The sequence below is a fragment of the Listeria floridensis FSL S10-1187 genome (assembly GCF_000525875.1).
Lineage (GTDB): Bacteria > Bacillota > Bacilli > Lactobacillales > Listeriaceae > Listeria > Listeria floridensis.
Genome location: NZ_AODF01000035.1, coordinates 1 through 13,825, shown reverse-complemented (window position 1 = coordinate 13,825; position 13,825 = coordinate 1). Strand labels below are relative to the sequence as shown.

The window sequence follows — 13,825 nt, the reverse complement described above, 5'->3', positions numbered from 1 at the left end:
GAGGATTTGGTTCGGATTGGGAAGAATCAAGCGGAGATGCGGGTAAGAAGTTTGAAAGGGGCGGCGCATAGCGGAGTGGACAAGTTGACACACGGTTTGGATACGATCGGGAACATCGGAGCGAAATGGGAGAATAGTTTGAACTTACCGCCGCGGCAGCAGTTAGCGATGGCAGATGTTGGCGGACTGGGGACTTCTGGTAGCTCGAAGGTGCTTGCACAGACGGAAAAATGGCAGGCTACGTTGCAGCGGTTTGATGTGAATCTTGGCGGAGAAAGTAAGACAGATGGTATATTGGAGAGAGCCAGTGGAGCTAAATTTCCTAAAGTTGAAATTTCAGAACAAAGTTTGAAACATGCCAATGTCGGAGATTTTACCGTCAATCCTTCTACAGGAAAAGTGTCCAAAATGAAAGGTGGCGGACATGGACAATCTAACATTGATTTCTTAAAAGAAAATGGGTTTGAAGTAAATATTGAAAAAACTTACCCTAATGGTGTGAGAACTGGAAATGTACCAGACCATAAAGTTAAGGCTAAAAGAACAGGAAATAATCAATCTTGGTTTCCTGAAAATTGGACGAAAAAAGATATAGAAAGTGCAGGACAACATGTTGCTAGTCGACCAAACTTTGCTAGTGCTAAAGATGGAGAAGCTATTTTTGGTGAGTTTAATGGAGTACGAGTTGGAGTAATAAAAACTGATGGAAAACCTGCAACTATATTCCCAGATGCAACAAAACTGCCATAAAGTATTAGGAGGAGAAGCATGGAATTAAAAAAAGAAATGGATGCTATTTTAAAAAAAAAGAAAAGGTTTAAATATAAATGATGATTTTGGAATAGAAAAGTGTTGGAATGAAATGACGGTACTTTTAACTCAAAATGAAGATGAAACAATAGATTATCTTAATGAGTGCAATGAAGATGATCTATATTATATCAGTGAAATTTTTGAAGATATATCTGAACAACTTCAAAGCGAAAGGTTTATTACTTGTTTAAGAAACCTTGATAAAAAATTTCCTAAGTTAGATATGACTAAAGATATTGATATTGCTGAAAGTTATATTGAAAACTAAATAAAAAGGCATTCAATCAAAAGACTGGTAATCAAGTGATTGAGCCTTGATAGTAAGGAGTAATCTCACTAATCAAGTTGCCAATAGCTAACTGTATTCATTGTACAAAAATTCAATGGACTTACTAGTCTTTTTTGGAGTTTATTAAGTATACAATTATTTCAGCTAGAAAATGTAAAAGTTATAGAAACGGTATTAGTGAGGAAACAACCACTGATACTGTTTTTTTGTATCAAAAATAGAGTTTAAAGGAGAAAAATAGAGACCCATTGAAAGAAATACGCACCAAGCTATTTTTAGCCTATATGAGATTAGGCTGAGGAAGACATTCGGAACATGGATCGATTTGTGGAAGGCATGCGGAATTTGGATGCCTCGAAGTTTACGACGACGAATCGGATCGGGGCGACGAAAACAGAGACGGTTTTTGTGAATAGTTATACGCAGGAACAGCGGGAAGTACCGAAAACAGAAGTGACGATGGATGATTTGTTTAGCGGGAGTAATATTTACGCGGATCAGTTGAAAAACCAGTTTCAGGAATGGAAAAAGTTACACAAGGAAAGCAGGAAAAGAGTGGCAGCTGATTTTAAATTGACTTATTTCTATGACTACGATAATCATTTGTTCGAACTCTACACGGGAACTCTTTCAGATAGAGTAAAGGGCTATCGTGATAGTTTGAAAAAGAACAAAGCCAATAAAACGGGAGTTGAAAGCGCGTATTAGTAAACAAAATTTAAAAAAGTTAACAAGCAGGGATTTTTACATATAAACAGCCATCAAAATCGGATTTTAAAATCTAATTTTTGATGGCTGTTCTTTTTTAATGGCTATAGCCAAGATTATGCGAAGATTCGCGCGCGGCTTGTTTGAGAAGCGATGCAAATTCACTGATTTTCTTTGGCGTGAAGCGAGCGGTTGCACCGACTAAGGCAATGGAAGCAACAACAATGCCTGTGTAGTCAATCACTGGAACGGCAACGGATGAAACTCCTTCTGTCAGTTCATCTTTGCTGTATGCGAATCGATTTTGACGAATGGTCTCTAGTTCTTCCTTCAATTTATACGGGTTGGTGATGGTTTCGGATGTGTAAGCAGGCAAGGGATTTTCGGATAGACCTGCGACGGTCTGATCTCCTTGATAAGCTAAAAGTAGCTTTCCGGAACTTGTGGCATGCGCCGGATTGCGGCTTCCTAAATGGGTCTTCATCTTGGTATGAATGGAAGACTCGGCCTTTTGAATGTAGATGATATCCATTCCATCAAGGATAGCAATATGGCCGCTTTCGTTAGTGTGGACGACAAGCTGGCTCAGTGCCGGTGAAACTTCTTGTTGAATGCGCATCGAACTGAGGGAAATGCCGGCAAGATTGATAATAGCGAATCCGAGAATGTAGGATTGTTGATCGGTCGCTTTTCTTACAAAACCTTCTTGTGCCAGCGTGGCGAGTGTGCGGCTCACGGTGCTTTTAGCTAGTCCCGTCATGTTGCTGATTTCAGTTACCCCTAAAGTGTTTTTTTCTGGTGAGAAACATTTTAAGATTGTAAGTGCATTTTTGACTGATCGAAGTTCTTGTGTCACTATGTTCTCCCTCTCTTCAGTTCCGCTATGTGGAACAGTTTTTATATATTATTTTAATATGGAAACGCTTTCTTTGTTATAATTTTAGAATAAAAATAAAAAAATTCATAATTTATTGCTTATAGAGGAACAGAGAGGTTGTCTGAATTTTTAAAGGATTCTATGATGGAAGCAAGAAACATGAGGAGGGCATATGGATGGAACAGAAGTATACGGGCATCGACTGCCGCCACTTTATTAATGGGGCTTATGTCGATTCGATCAGTAAAGAAACGTTTGATAATACCAATCCAGCTACGAAAGAAAAACTTGGAACGGTTGCAAATGGTAGTGAAGCAGATGTCAAACTTGCAATTGCTGCTGCTAAGAAGGCTTCAAAAGGCGAATGGCGGACTATGCCTTTACGGGAAAGATCGCAAATCATTCGCAAAATTGGGGATCTGATTTTAGAACGTTTAGATGAGCTTGCGATGCTTGAAACGCTTGATACTGGAAAACCGCTCTCGCTTTCGCGTTCGCTCGATATTCCGCGTGCGGCTTATAATTTTCACTTTTTTGCGGATTATATGACAACAATTGGTCAAGAATCTTACCAGCAAGATGATGTAGCACTTCATTATGCGGTTCGGAAACCGGTTGGGGTTGTTGGTTTGATCAATCCATGGAACTTACCGCTCCTACTTATGACTTGGAAACTTGCACCGGCGCTTGCGGCAGGAAACGCGGTCGTGATGAAACCTTCTGAGGTGACACCGATGACGGCTACGATTATGGCAGAAATTTGCGAACAAGCGGGTGTTCCAAAAGGAGTTGTCAATCTCGTTCATGGTTTTGGGGAAGCAGGTGCAGCACTCTCGGCGAGTGAGGATGTCGACGCGATTGCTTTTACAGGCGAAACGATTACGGGGACAGCGATTATGAAGGCTTCTGCTCCGTCGCTTAAGAAGCTGTCGTTTGAACTTGGCGGCAAGAATCCGAATGTGATTTTTGAAAGCGCTGACATTGATGACGCGGTAGAGACATCGATTCGGTCAAGCTTCTTAAATCAAGGGGAAGTTTGTCTTTGCGGTTCGCGGGTTTACGTCCAAAAAGGGGTTTACGATGAATTTGTCGAAAAATTAGTGGAACGGACGAAGGGACTTAAGGTCGGCGATCCGCTCGTTGAAGGAACGTTTGTCGGCTCGGTTGTAAGTGAGGAACACTACAATAAGGTGCTTAGCTATTTGGATATTGCTCGTGAAGATAAAGGAACATTTTTAACGGGCGGAAAAAAAGCGGAAGGATTGCCGGGTTACTTTATTGAACCGACGATTATTACGGGTCTTGATCGCAGTTCGCGCTGTGTCAAAGAAGAGATTTTTGGACCGGTAATTACAATTTTGCCGTTTGACACGGAAGAGGAAGTCTTGGAGCAGGTGAATGATACGACTTATGGTCTTGCAGCAACGATTTGGACGCAAGATTTAAAACAAGCGCATCGTTTTGCTTCTCAAATTGAAGCGGGGATTATTTGGGTGAATACTTGGTTCTTGCGGGATCTTAGAACACCGTTTGGCGGCATGAAACACAGTGGAATTGGTCGGGAAGGCGGAGCACACAGCTTTGATTTCTATACAGAACTCTCGAACGTGACGATTAAGCTTTAAGGATGGGGGACAAATTTATGACAACAGATCCAAAGCAGTTAAGTGAACATTTGGCGGACGCTTTTAAAAAAGGCGAAGGCGTTGAACAGCTTACGGTTGTTGCCCCGGAACTCACGGTGCGCGAAGCTTATCAGGTGCAACTTGCGACGATTGAAAAGGCACTCGGTGCGGGTGAAACGATTACAGGAAAAAAAATCGGGCTGACGTCGCTCGCGATGCAGCAGTCGCTTGGTGTGGATGAGCCGGATTATGGGCATCTTCTCGCGAGTATGGAGGTTCCGGAAGGCGGAAAGGTTGCCGCAGATAAGGTGCTCCAGCCGCGTGTGGAAGGCGAGATTGCCTTTGTGCTGAAGGAAAAACTGATAGGTCCGGAGGTGACGGCTTTTGACGTAATTCGGGCAACAGACTATGTGGTTCCGGCGATTGAAATTGTCGACAGCCGGATTAAAGACTGGAAGCTGACGCTTGCTGATACGGTGGGAGATAACGCTTCATCAGGTCTTTATGTTTTGGGAAATAAGAGGTTTGATTTGACGGAACTTGATTTGCGTCTCGTTGGAATGGCGCTTTATAAAAATGGTGAGCTTGTCAATACTGGCGCCGGAGCGGCTTGCCTTGATCATCCAATAAATGCCGTAGTCTGGCTTGCAAATAAGCTCGCCGAATATGATATCGCACTGCTTCCGGGTGAAGTTATTTTGTCAGGTGCGCTCTCTGCGGCGGTACCAGCTGAACCGGGAGACGAATTTGAAATGAAATTTAATCGGATGGGCAACGTGAAAGTGAGTTTTTAAGGAAGGAGAAAGGCTTGTGGCTAAATTGAAAGCAGGGATTATCGGTTCTGGGAATATCGGTAGCGATTTGATGATAAAACTGCTGCGTTCGGATGTGATTGAGCCGACGGTAATGATCGGGATTGATGCTGAATCGGAAGGAATGAAACGAGCGCGGGAAAAGGGTCTTGAAACGTTCGCTGGTGGAATTGATGAATGGGCTGAAAAAGCACCGGATTCGGTGGATGTGCTGTTTGATGCGACTTCGGCAAATGCGCATCTGCATAATGATGAGGTAGCGAAGCGGCTTGGCAAGATTATGCTAGATCTGACGCCAGCAGCGATCGGGCCGTTTGTTGTTCCCCCGGTTAATCTGACGGAACATATTCGCGAAAGAAACGTTAACATGGTGACTTGCGGCGGGCAAGCAACGGTTCCGATTGTAGCAGCGATTGGGCAGGTGCAACCGGTGAAATATGGAGAGATTGTGGCGACGATTTCCAGTAAAAGTGCTGGACCGGGAACGAGGGCAAATATCGACGAGTTTACCGAAACGACTAGCAAGGCGATTGAAACGGTTGGCGGAGCGAAAAAAGGCCGCGCGATTATTATTTTGAATCCGGCTGATCCGCCTATCCTCATGCGCGACACAGTACGTGTGCTTGTGGAAGGTGAAGCGAAGGAAGCGGAAATTGTGAAGGCAATTCATGAGATGGTCGAAAAGGTGGAGCAATATGTGCCAGGCTACCACTTGCGCTCAGAGCCGATTGTGGAAGGTAATGAAGTGACGGTTTTTCTGGAAGTGGAAGGCGCCGGCGACTTTTTACCTAATTACGCCGGAAATCTCGATATTATGACTTCTGCAGTGGTACAGGTTGCGGAGGAAATGGCGAAAACAAACGGATAACGGAAGGAGGGAACGAGATGTTTGATGATTTAGATGTCGTGATTACTGAGGTGGCGCTGCGAGACGGAAGTCATGCGGTGAGACACAGTTTTACGGAAGAACAGGTACGAAATGTTGTCGGCGCGCTAGATGCGGCGAAAGTCCCTTACATTGAAGTTTCTCACGGCGACGGTCTCGGCGGCAGTACGCTCCAATACGGGATGTCGAAGGTAGATGAATTCAAGTTGATTCAAGCGGCTGTTGAAACGGCTTCTTATTCAAAGATCGCCGTGTTGCTTTTGCCGGGTATTGGAACGGTGCACGAACTTAAAAGAGCTAGGGAATTAGGTGCTTCGCTCGTGCGAGTAGCAACGCATGTTACGGAAGCGGATGTTTCAAGACAGCATATTGAAGAGGCGAGAAAAATGGGTCTTACTACATTCGGCTTCTTGATGATGGCGCATATGGCACCGCTTGACAAGCTGATTGAGCAGGCCAAATTGATGGAGAGCTACGGTGCTGAAGCGGTCTATATGACGGATTCTGCTGGTACAATGTTGCCAGATCAGGTTTTTGAACGGATTGCGGCACTGAAAAGCGAGCTATCGATTGAAGTTGGCTTCCACGCCCATAACAATCTTGGCCTTGCGATGGGCAACACGCTTGCTGCGATCAAAGCCGGCGCAACGCGAATTGATGGCAGTATCCGAGCTCTTGGCGCCGGCGCCGGAAACACGCAAACGGAAGTACTGGTAGCTGCCCTCGACAAAATGGGCATCAAGACTGGAATTGATCTTTATAAGATTATGGATGCGGCTGAAGATGTAGTCGCACCTCTCCTTCTGACACCGCAAGAAATCACAAAAGACAGCCTTACAATGGGTTATGCGGGCGTTTATTCTAGCTTCCGGCTTCATGCACAGCGCGCTGGAGAAAAATACGGGATTGATCCGCGCGATATCTTGATTGAACTAGGGCGCGAAAAAGTAGTTGGTGGTCAGGAAGATATGATTATTGATGTAGCGAAGCGAATGAAGCAAGAACGAGGATGAAACTTTCGCGGTTATAGGATATCCATTTTGAAATCCTAAATGACAAATAAGGAGGTGAAGTGCTTGGAAGAAGCAAAGGTACAAGATTTGACCAAGTATGTATTAGATGCACAAGACGGCAAATACGAAATCATCAAGATTACAGCAGAAAAGTATCCAGAACTTAGTATGGCAGAAGCTACAAAATTCAAGAAGCACTCATCAAAAAGCGGCTTGAACGCGGCGAGAAAATTGTCGGACCGAAAATGGGGCTGACGAGTCTTGCGAAGCTCCAACAGATGAATGTGGATGCTCCAATTTACGGCTATGTATTCGATTCAATGGTAGTCGAAGACGGTGGGCACCTCAAATTTAGTGAATACATTCATCCGAAAGTTGAGCCAGAAATCGGCTTCGTCCTTAAACAGGAATTACGGGGTCCAGGCGTTACGAAGGAAGATGTTTTGGCCGCAACAGACTACATTTTTCCGGGAATCGAAGTGATCGACAGTCGTTACTTAAACTTCAACTTCACGATGCCGGATGTCGTGGCCGATAATACCTCGGCTGCCGGAGCTGTTTTTGGTACGAATGTGAGAAAGACCGACCAAATGGATCTTGAAACGATCGGTGTGGTCTTGGAAATTAATGGGGGAAATTCAGGCCCTGGGCGCCGGAGCTGCGGTTCTTAATCACCCTGCGGAATCGATTGCCTATCTTGCCAATATGCTAGCCGAAAAAGGCGAAGCAGTTAAACCGGGCGAACCGATTTTGACGGGCGGAATTACGGCAGCTGTCAGCATTAAGCCGGGCGATTACGTAGAAGTAAAATTCGGCGAATCACTTGGATCTGCGCGCTTGTTTGTCCAGTAAGGAGGGGAATGATGCCGCTCATTCATATTGAAATCATGGAAGGCCGCAAGGAAGAAAAGATTGAAGAATTAATTGTCGAAGTCACTCAGACTGTGGAAAAAGTATTAGATGCGCCAAAGGAGAATATTCGCGTAATTATCCAGGAAGTTCCTAAAACACACTGGGGAATTGGCGGAGTTTCTGCTAAAAAATCTGGAAGATAGGGAAGGGGAAACACTATGAATACACAAAACAGAGAACCGTTATTTGAAGTTGCACAACTTGCTATGATCAATTTATACACACCGAAATTGGAAGAATCAATCAAGTTTTTCGAAGTAATGGGAATGCTAGTCGTTCATAAAGATGAAGAAGGTAGCGTTTATATGCGCGCCTACGAAGACCCTTATAAATACAGTTTGAAACTAACGCCGCATCATGAAGCAGGGCTCGCAAAAGCAAGCTGGCGTGCAACAAGTCCGCAAGCACTTGAGCGCCGAGTAGAAGTTCTTTCGAAGCTACCGCAAGGCAAAGGCTGGGTGGAGCCTGCGTACAGCCGAGGCAAGGCTTATGAATTTACAAGCCCAGACAATCATTTATTTGAAATTTTCTTCGATGTCGAATACTACCAAGCAGAAGGCGATTTTGTTTCCAAACTAAATAATCGACCACAGCGCCGTCCGCTTACAGGTGTTCCCGTTCGCCGTTTAGATCATATGAACTGCTTGGCAACGGATGTTGATAAAAACGTCGACTTTTTCACGGAACATCTTGGTTTCAAAGTCCGCGAATTCATTTCTAACCCTGATAAATCAAAAGCTGCAGCTTGGCTATCGGTTTCGCCGCTGGTTCATGAAATTGCCTTCATGAAAGACGGTTTATCAGACAAATGCGATCCAGGACGTCTGCATCATATTGCTTACTGGTTCGGTGATCCTCAAGATTTAGAATATCTATCGGATGCGTTAACGGAACTTGGTATTCCAATCGAAGCTGGCCCGCTTAAACATGGGGTTTCGCAAGCTAAATGTATGTATGCGATTGAACCGGGCGGTAACCGCGTTGAGTTATTCGGTGATACAGGATATCTCATTTTCGATCCAACTTGGAAACCAGTTGAATGGAATGTCAATGACGCTGAAAAATCAATTATTTGGTACGGCGGAGAGTTGCCACACAGTTACTTCCGTTACGGTACACCGGTTGTTGAAGATAAAGAAATCAAACCATTCTATTAAGGTTATAAATAAACTGGCAGTACGGAGCAAAGAATCTCTTCTATTGTTCCGTGCTGTTCTTAAAGTTTAATAAAGGAGCGAATACAGATGGAAAAACGACCTGAAATTGCAAACTCAATTCAAACGGGAAATTTTAAAACGAATTATCATGACGTTGGGGATTCGAACAAAGAAACAATTGTTCTTTTACATGGTTCAGGACCAGGTGTGACCGCTTGGGCGAACTGGAATAAACTATTTAAATTATGGGAAAAAGATTATCATATGCTTGCACCGGATATGGTAGGATTTGGCTACACGGAGCGTCCAGCAGACATCAGTTACAATATGAATGTCTGGGTACAGCAAACGATTGATTTTTTTGATGCAGTGGGAATAAAAAAAGCAACGCTGATCGGAAATTCGTTTGGCGGCGCGCTCGCACTTACAATGGCAATCAAATATCCCGAACGCGTTGAAAAACTCATTTTGATGGGCAGTATGGGAGTAAGTTTCCCGATTACTTATGGTCTTGAACGCGTTTGGGGATACCAGCCGTCGCTTGCGAATATGGAAGAACTGCTTGAGATTTTCACATACGATCATTCTTTTGTTACGCCGGATTTAATTAAAACACGCTATGAATCCAGCAAAAAGCCGGAATTTCATCAAAGCTTTTCATCGATGTTTCCAGAACCGCGTCAAAATAGTGTAGAAGCGATGGCAGGCAACAAGGATTATATCCGTGATATTCCGCATGAAACATTGATTGTTCATGGCAGAGAAGACCGCGTTATCCCTGTTACAACTTCATTTGAACTTGCGAAGCTGATTCGGAATGCGGAGCTGCACATTTTCGGAAAATGTGGTCACTGGACGCAAATTGAGCAGACGGAACGCTTTGCGGATACAGTAAAAAGTTTTTTAGGCAAATAGGCAGGGGAAAAGCGAACAAATTTGTTGGGACGACTCGGCAGCAAAAAGTCCGGTGCCTGTTAAGGGTGTGCCGGTTTGATCCCAGCACTTTTAGTGTGCTGGGATTTTCTTTTTGTATGCGAGAAATGGGGAAAGTTGATCACGAAGTTTCCACTTTTTTAAATTTTTTCTAATGGTTTTTCTTCAGAACAAATGTAGTAGTTGGATTACTGATAATACTATGAATAAAGTATGGCATCTATGAATCAGTGGATTTTTTAAAAAAGTAGTATTTAAGAGAAGACGCAAAACTGGTCTACCGAGAAGGAAACAAGAACTAGCAGTAAAAAAGATGTCTTGCTTTTATACAAGTAAGGCATTTTTTTGTTCGATGTTAAAATACAAGTGTGGAGCAAAACTTCCAGTTAAAGACGCTTAATTTGAGGTTTTTGTACTCTTAAAGATTTAATCACTGATCAATATTTGGCCTTGTCCAAATGGATGAGGTTGTTTTTTTTGTGCAATTGACAGAAAAGTTCACGTAAAGTTCACAGATAGGCTGAAGGAGTTATGGTATATTAGGTGTAGTATTGCATAAAAAGAATGTAGGTGACGGGATGAAAAAGATGTGGCTAATATTACTTGGACTTATACTAGTACTTGGAATCGGTTTTGGAGGGAAAATGTATATGGATAATAAAAAAGAGCAAAAAACTTTAGATGTAGAAAAGCAATCAGTGAAAGCTTTGAAAAAGACTTTTGCTAATGTAGCAAAAGTAAAAATAGAACGGGTTGGTTATAATAATATGACAGGATCATATAGTATAGTTGTGACAATGACCAGTAAAGAAGGGGAATCTACTTATTTTGACTATGGTTTTGCAAAAAATCAGGAAAAAATTAGTGATTATGGTATAGAAAATGAAGAAGTTCAAAAAGAAGGAATAACTACTGATAAAGTTAAAGTTGTATACTCTAATGGATTGGAGGAAGAACTTTGACTGTTACAGATAAAAGCTATAAGGATTTGAGTGATAAAGCTTATTGGTTAGACCCACAGCACAAAGAATATGCGCCAACGTTGAAAGAAGGAAATTACAGAAAGTTTGGAGATACCAAGTATAAAATTTTAAAAACAGAAAACAACCAAAAAAATGGGATGCAAGCCATGGCTGTTGCGCCAGTGGATAAAAACGGGAAAGTGGACACGACGGAAGTAGTCATTGCCTATGCGGGAACCAATTTTTCAGATGCCAAAGACCGGGCAACGGATCTTCAAACAGTCGTTCAGGGGGATAAACAACTTGAACAAAGCCCGCTTCACCCTTTTCAAGGATCAAAAATTGACGGACAAGCGATTTCAGCTCAGAAATTCGCCAATGAAGTGAAAGCAGCGTATTCAAATTCTGTTATCACGACAACAGGCCATTCCTTAGGAGAATATTTGGCTCTCCTGATTGCGGCTGAAAATAAGTGGCGTAATGTAGGATTTAACGGACCAGACCCCTCGAATATTTTATCGGATGAAGCAAAAAAATGGATCGAAGCGAATCCAGGTATGCTAGTGAATTATCGAAATCGTGCGGATGCGATTGGGAACTTTGGAGGAAATGGAACAGGTGCCGAAATCAAGGTGAGTATGGAAATGGGGACGCATTTGAATCCTGTCGATTATCATCAGTTAAGCAACTGGGCGTTTGATAAAAACGGGAAGCTACAAATACCTGCTAATGAATATAACCGAGAAGCTATGATCCAACAAGCAGAATGTTACGCCATGACCGAATACATAGCCAAGTTATATGATCTCGAAGTATTACATAAAAAGTTCCAAGCAAGTGGTGGAGGAATCTCGACGAATGAACAGATTTACTTAGATGATAGTCGAGCATTAGCCGTTGTAGAAACAGCTGTTGCGGAGTTTAAAGCAGTCACAGCGCATGTCATTAAGGTTTATCAGGAAGGCATGGATCAGGTCGAAAAGAGCTGGAAAGAAACGTTACACGTCGCACGGCAAGTGGGAGATATGCTCACAGAAAGTGAAATCTTAGCGGAATTAGCAAGCGTCGGTTGCACGGAGAAACGGCTAGTAATGGAACCTTGTGAAGCTTATCAGAAAAAAATCAATAAAGTGAAGAAGATGGGCACGCAATTTGATCATCTAGCCAATGAAATCAAACAAAAGTATAGAGGCTCTCAAACAAAAAGATCATGAATTAGCGCAGCAATTGGGATGAAGAGGGAGGTCACGCTTTGCGAACAGAAGAAGAGATACGAGCGGATTACAGACGACAAAGGCAAGAGCTTGAGAAGCAAGAAGAGGATATTTATCGCTTTCAGCAAAAAGGCGAAGAAATCGCACAGCAGACTTATGAAGCAATTCTCTACCAGATTCGACAAAAAGAAGAAGACTGTACGGACATTCTAGAAATGGCTCGAAGGGAAATCGAACAGTTAGAAACAAACTATCGAGTGGATTTACAGGAGAAAAAGCGAGAAATAAGACAGAAAACTGAATATGCAGAGGAACAATTTCGTAAAGAATTGCAGCAATTAGAGAGAAACAAATGAGGTGATGCAAGTTGTTGGAAGTGTTGGAAGATCTACTCAAAGAATTCCAGAAAAACAATCAGAAAATACAAGTTCAAGCGCTAGGCATGCAACATATACGGACGGGAGAAGCGGCCGACAAAAGAGTTAGAAAAACGGGAAAAGAAGAAATAAAAATGGCTAAGACATCTGTTTCGAAGACCAGTAGCTGCTTGCAAGAAGCTGTAAAAGGGAATTTTGGCAAGAAAGTCACAGAAGTTTTTGAAAAGCAAGAAGAGATGTTAGAGAATTTTTAATCATAATATTTTCAAGATAGTGGGATGATATAATGAATTTGTGGAATGGCTCTATAAACTGCAGTATACCAGTAATTAGCAATCCTAGGGATGCTCAATTGAAAGGTACACTACTACCGAGTGGGGCAGAGAATCCTAAAAAGGATTTTTTAAACTCATTCGTTGTTTCCATATCAGTTTCTTGTAAGAGATGACTGTATATGTCCGCGGTGGTAGTGTATTTTTTATGTCTTAATCTCTCTTGTACGATTTTACTATTTTTTAAACCTTGTTTGAAAAGGAGTTATATCTAGATTACATTGGCTGGAAAATTTGTTAAATTAAGTGATGGATAGTATTGAAAAAGTTAATCCGATTATTAGAAAAGACAAAAATAGTATTTTATGCTAGAATGTTGCTATAGAGCCAATCCTTAATTTAAAGACGTTTATTTTGAGGTTTTTGTACTCTTAAAGATTTAGTAACGGATTATGAGTTGACCTTGTCCGAATGGATGGGGTTATTTTTTATGCCATTTTTGTATCGTTACTAGACGATTTTATCAAATAGTCACATTTCTATTCCATTTCGTATGTTACACTGGAAACGTACAAATAGAATACAACAAAGAGGTGAGTGTACAGCATGAAAGATGTTGAGTACAAGGAAGATGATTTTGACCGTGCGCATGACAGCATTGGAAACTTAATCGGAAAAGGCGTTTGGGGAAAAGGGGCCATTGATGAGCTAAAGAAAGCGTCCGAGAACTTGGACGATGTCGAGGAAATGATTCGCGATTTGGATTGTGATGGAGCGATTTCATTCAGCCATACGAGTTTAGAAAAAGAGCTTCAATCCGTGTTTGAAGATTTTGAAGTCTTGCACCAGTTTTCAGGAAAAGTGGATGAACTCATTCATACGAAAATTGATCGACCGTTCTTTGAAGATTTGGATCAGTTTGTAGAGGGAATGCGGAATCTGGATGCGTCCAAGTTTACGACCACGAATCGGATA

Annotated in this window: 18 protein-coding genes and 1 pseudogene; 18 read left to right on the top strand and 1 reads right to left on the bottom strand. The window is 42.3% G+C overall.

Annotation, left to right across the window (positions count from 1 at the left end; translation table 11 throughout):
* The 3 genes from MFLO_RS16585 to MFLO_RS12230 all read left to right on the top strand — a co-directional run.
* Nucleotides 1-750, top strand: a 750-nt coding sequence (locus MFLO_RS16585) for an EndoU domain-containing protein (RefSeq protein WP_241433655.1), incomplete at its 5' end; no start/stop codon positions are given.
* Nucleotides 751-823: 73 nt separating this feature from the next.
* Nucleotides 824-1,081 (top strand): hypothetical protein, encoded by a 258-nt coding sequence (locus tag MFLO_RS12235; RefSeq protein WP_051993653.1) that lies wholly within the window; start codon nucleotides 824-826, stop codon nucleotides 1,079-1,081.
* Between the two features lie 336 nt (nucleotides 1,082-1,417).
* Complete coding sequence (locus MFLO_RS12230; RefSeq protein ID WP_036098293.1) at nucleotides 1,418-1,810, top strand: VOC family protein; 393 nt, start codon at nucleotides 1,418-1,420, stop codon at nucleotides 1,808-1,810.
* Between the two features lie 97 nt (nucleotides 1,811-1,907).
* Here the strand turns inward: MFLO_RS12230 and MFLO_RS12225 are convergent, their stop codons facing one another.
* A complete protein-coding gene (locus tag MFLO_RS12225; protein WP_077913246.1) occupies nucleotides 1,908-2,666 on the bottom strand; it encodes an IclR family transcriptional regulator in 759 nt (252 codons plus the stop codon).
* A 197-nt stretch (nucleotides 2,667-2,863) separates the two neighbouring features.
* Between MFLO_RS12225 and MFLO_RS12220 the strand changes: the two genes are divergently transcribed.
* The 15 genes and pseudogenes from MFLO_RS12220 to MFLO_RS12160 all read left to right on the top strand — a co-directional run.
* Nucleotides 2,864-4,312, top strand: a complete 1,449-nt coding sequence (locus tag MFLO_RS12220) for an aldehyde dehydrogenase (protein ID WP_036098290.1) — start codon at nucleotides 2,864-2,866, stop codon at nucleotides 4,310-4,312.
* A gap of 17 nt (nucleotides 4,313-4,329) precedes the next feature.
* Nucleotides 4,330-5,106 carry a 2-keto-4-pentenoate hydratase gene (locus MFLO_RS12215; protein WP_036098288.1) on the top strand — a complete coding sequence of 259 codons (777 nt, stop codon included), beginning with the start codon at nucleotides 4,330-4,332 and terminating at the stop codon, nucleotides 5,104-5,106.
* A gap of 16 nt (nucleotides 5,107-5,122) precedes the next feature.
* Entirely contained in the window at nucleotides 5,123-5,992 is an 870-nt protein-coding gene (locus MFLO_RS12210) for an acetaldehyde dehydrogenase (acetylating) (protein WP_036098287.1), read from the top strand.
* Nucleotides 5,993-6,009: 17 nt separating this feature from the next.
* Nucleotides 6,010-7,023 carry a 4-hydroxy-2-oxovalerate aldolase gene (dmpG, locus tag MFLO_RS12205; RefSeq protein WP_036098286.1) on the top strand — a complete coding sequence of 338 codons (1,014 nt, stop codon included), beginning with the start codon at nucleotides 6,010-6,012 and terminating at the stop codon, nucleotides 7,021-7,023.
* A 63-nt stretch (nucleotides 7,024-7,086) separates the two neighbouring features.
* The gene (locus MFLO_RS17070; protein ID WP_338151531.1) at nucleotides 7,087-7,278 is read left to right on the top strand and encodes a hypothetical protein; all 192 of its coding nucleotides are present in this window, start codon (nucleotides 7,087-7,089) and stop codon (nucleotides 7,276-7,278) included.
* A complete protein-coding gene (locus MFLO_RS17065; protein WP_338151530.1) occupies nucleotides 7,269-7,694 on the top strand; it encodes a 2-keto-4-pentenoate hydratase in 426 nt (141 codons plus the stop codon). Before MFLO_RS17070 ends, MFLO_RS17065 begins: the two co-directional genes overlap by 10 nt.
* Complete coding sequence (locus MFLO_RS17060; RefSeq protein WP_338151529.1) at nucleotides 7,651-7,875, top strand: hypothetical protein; 225 nt, start codon at nucleotides 7,651-7,653, stop codon at nucleotides 7,873-7,875. Before MFLO_RS17065 ends, MFLO_RS17060 begins: the two co-directional genes overlap by 44 nt.
* Nucleotides 7,876-7,886: 11 nt before the next feature.
* Entirely contained in the window at nucleotides 7,887-8,078 is a 192-nt protein-coding gene (locus tag MFLO_RS12195) for a 4-oxalocrotonate tautomerase (RefSeq protein WP_036098285.1), read from the top strand.
* A gap of 15 nt (nucleotides 8,079-8,093) precedes the next feature.
* Nucleotides 8,094-9,092 (top strand): VOC family protein, encoded by a 999-nt coding sequence (locus tag MFLO_RS12190; protein ID WP_036098283.1) that lies wholly within the window; start codon nucleotides 8,094-8,096, stop codon nucleotides 9,090-9,092.
* An 87-nt stretch (nucleotides 9,093-9,179) separates the two neighbouring features.
* Nucleotides 9,180-10,007, top strand: coding sequence for an alpha/beta fold hydrolase (locus MFLO_RS12185; RefSeq protein WP_036098282.1), 828 nt, complete (start codon nucleotides 9,180-9,182; stop codon nucleotides 10,005-10,007).
* A gap of 668 nt (nucleotides 10,008-10,675) precedes the next feature.
* Nucleotides 10,676-10,987, top strand: coding sequence for a hypothetical protein (locus MFLO_RS12180; RefSeq protein WP_206538341.1), 312 nt, complete (start codon nucleotides 10,676-10,678; stop codon nucleotides 10,985-10,987).
* Nucleotides 10,984-12,201: a hypothetical protein gene (locus tag MFLO_RS12175; protein WP_241433653.1), complete on the top strand. Its 1,218-nt coding sequence runs from the start codon at nucleotides 10,984-10,986 to the stop codon at nucleotides 12,199-12,201. The genes MFLO_RS12180 and MFLO_RS12175 overlap by 4 nt, the downstream gene beginning before the upstream one ends.
* Nucleotides 12,202-12,239: 38 nt before the next feature.
* On the top strand, nucleotides 12,240-12,557 hold the full coding sequence (locus MFLO_RS12170) for a hypothetical protein (RefSeq protein ID WP_036098280.1): 318 nt from the start codon (nucleotides 12,240-12,242) through the stop codon (nucleotides 12,555-12,557).
* 20 nt (nucleotides 12,558-12,577) lie between these two features.
* Entirely contained in the window at nucleotides 12,578-12,832 is a 255-nt protein-coding gene (locus MFLO_RS12165; RefSeq protein WP_241433656.1) for a hypothetical protein, read from the top strand.
* A gap of 624 nt (nucleotides 12,833-13,456) precedes the next feature.
* Nucleotides 13,457-13,825 (top strand): annotated as a pseudogene (locus tag MFLO_RS12160) (hypothetical protein); the annotation flags it as partial.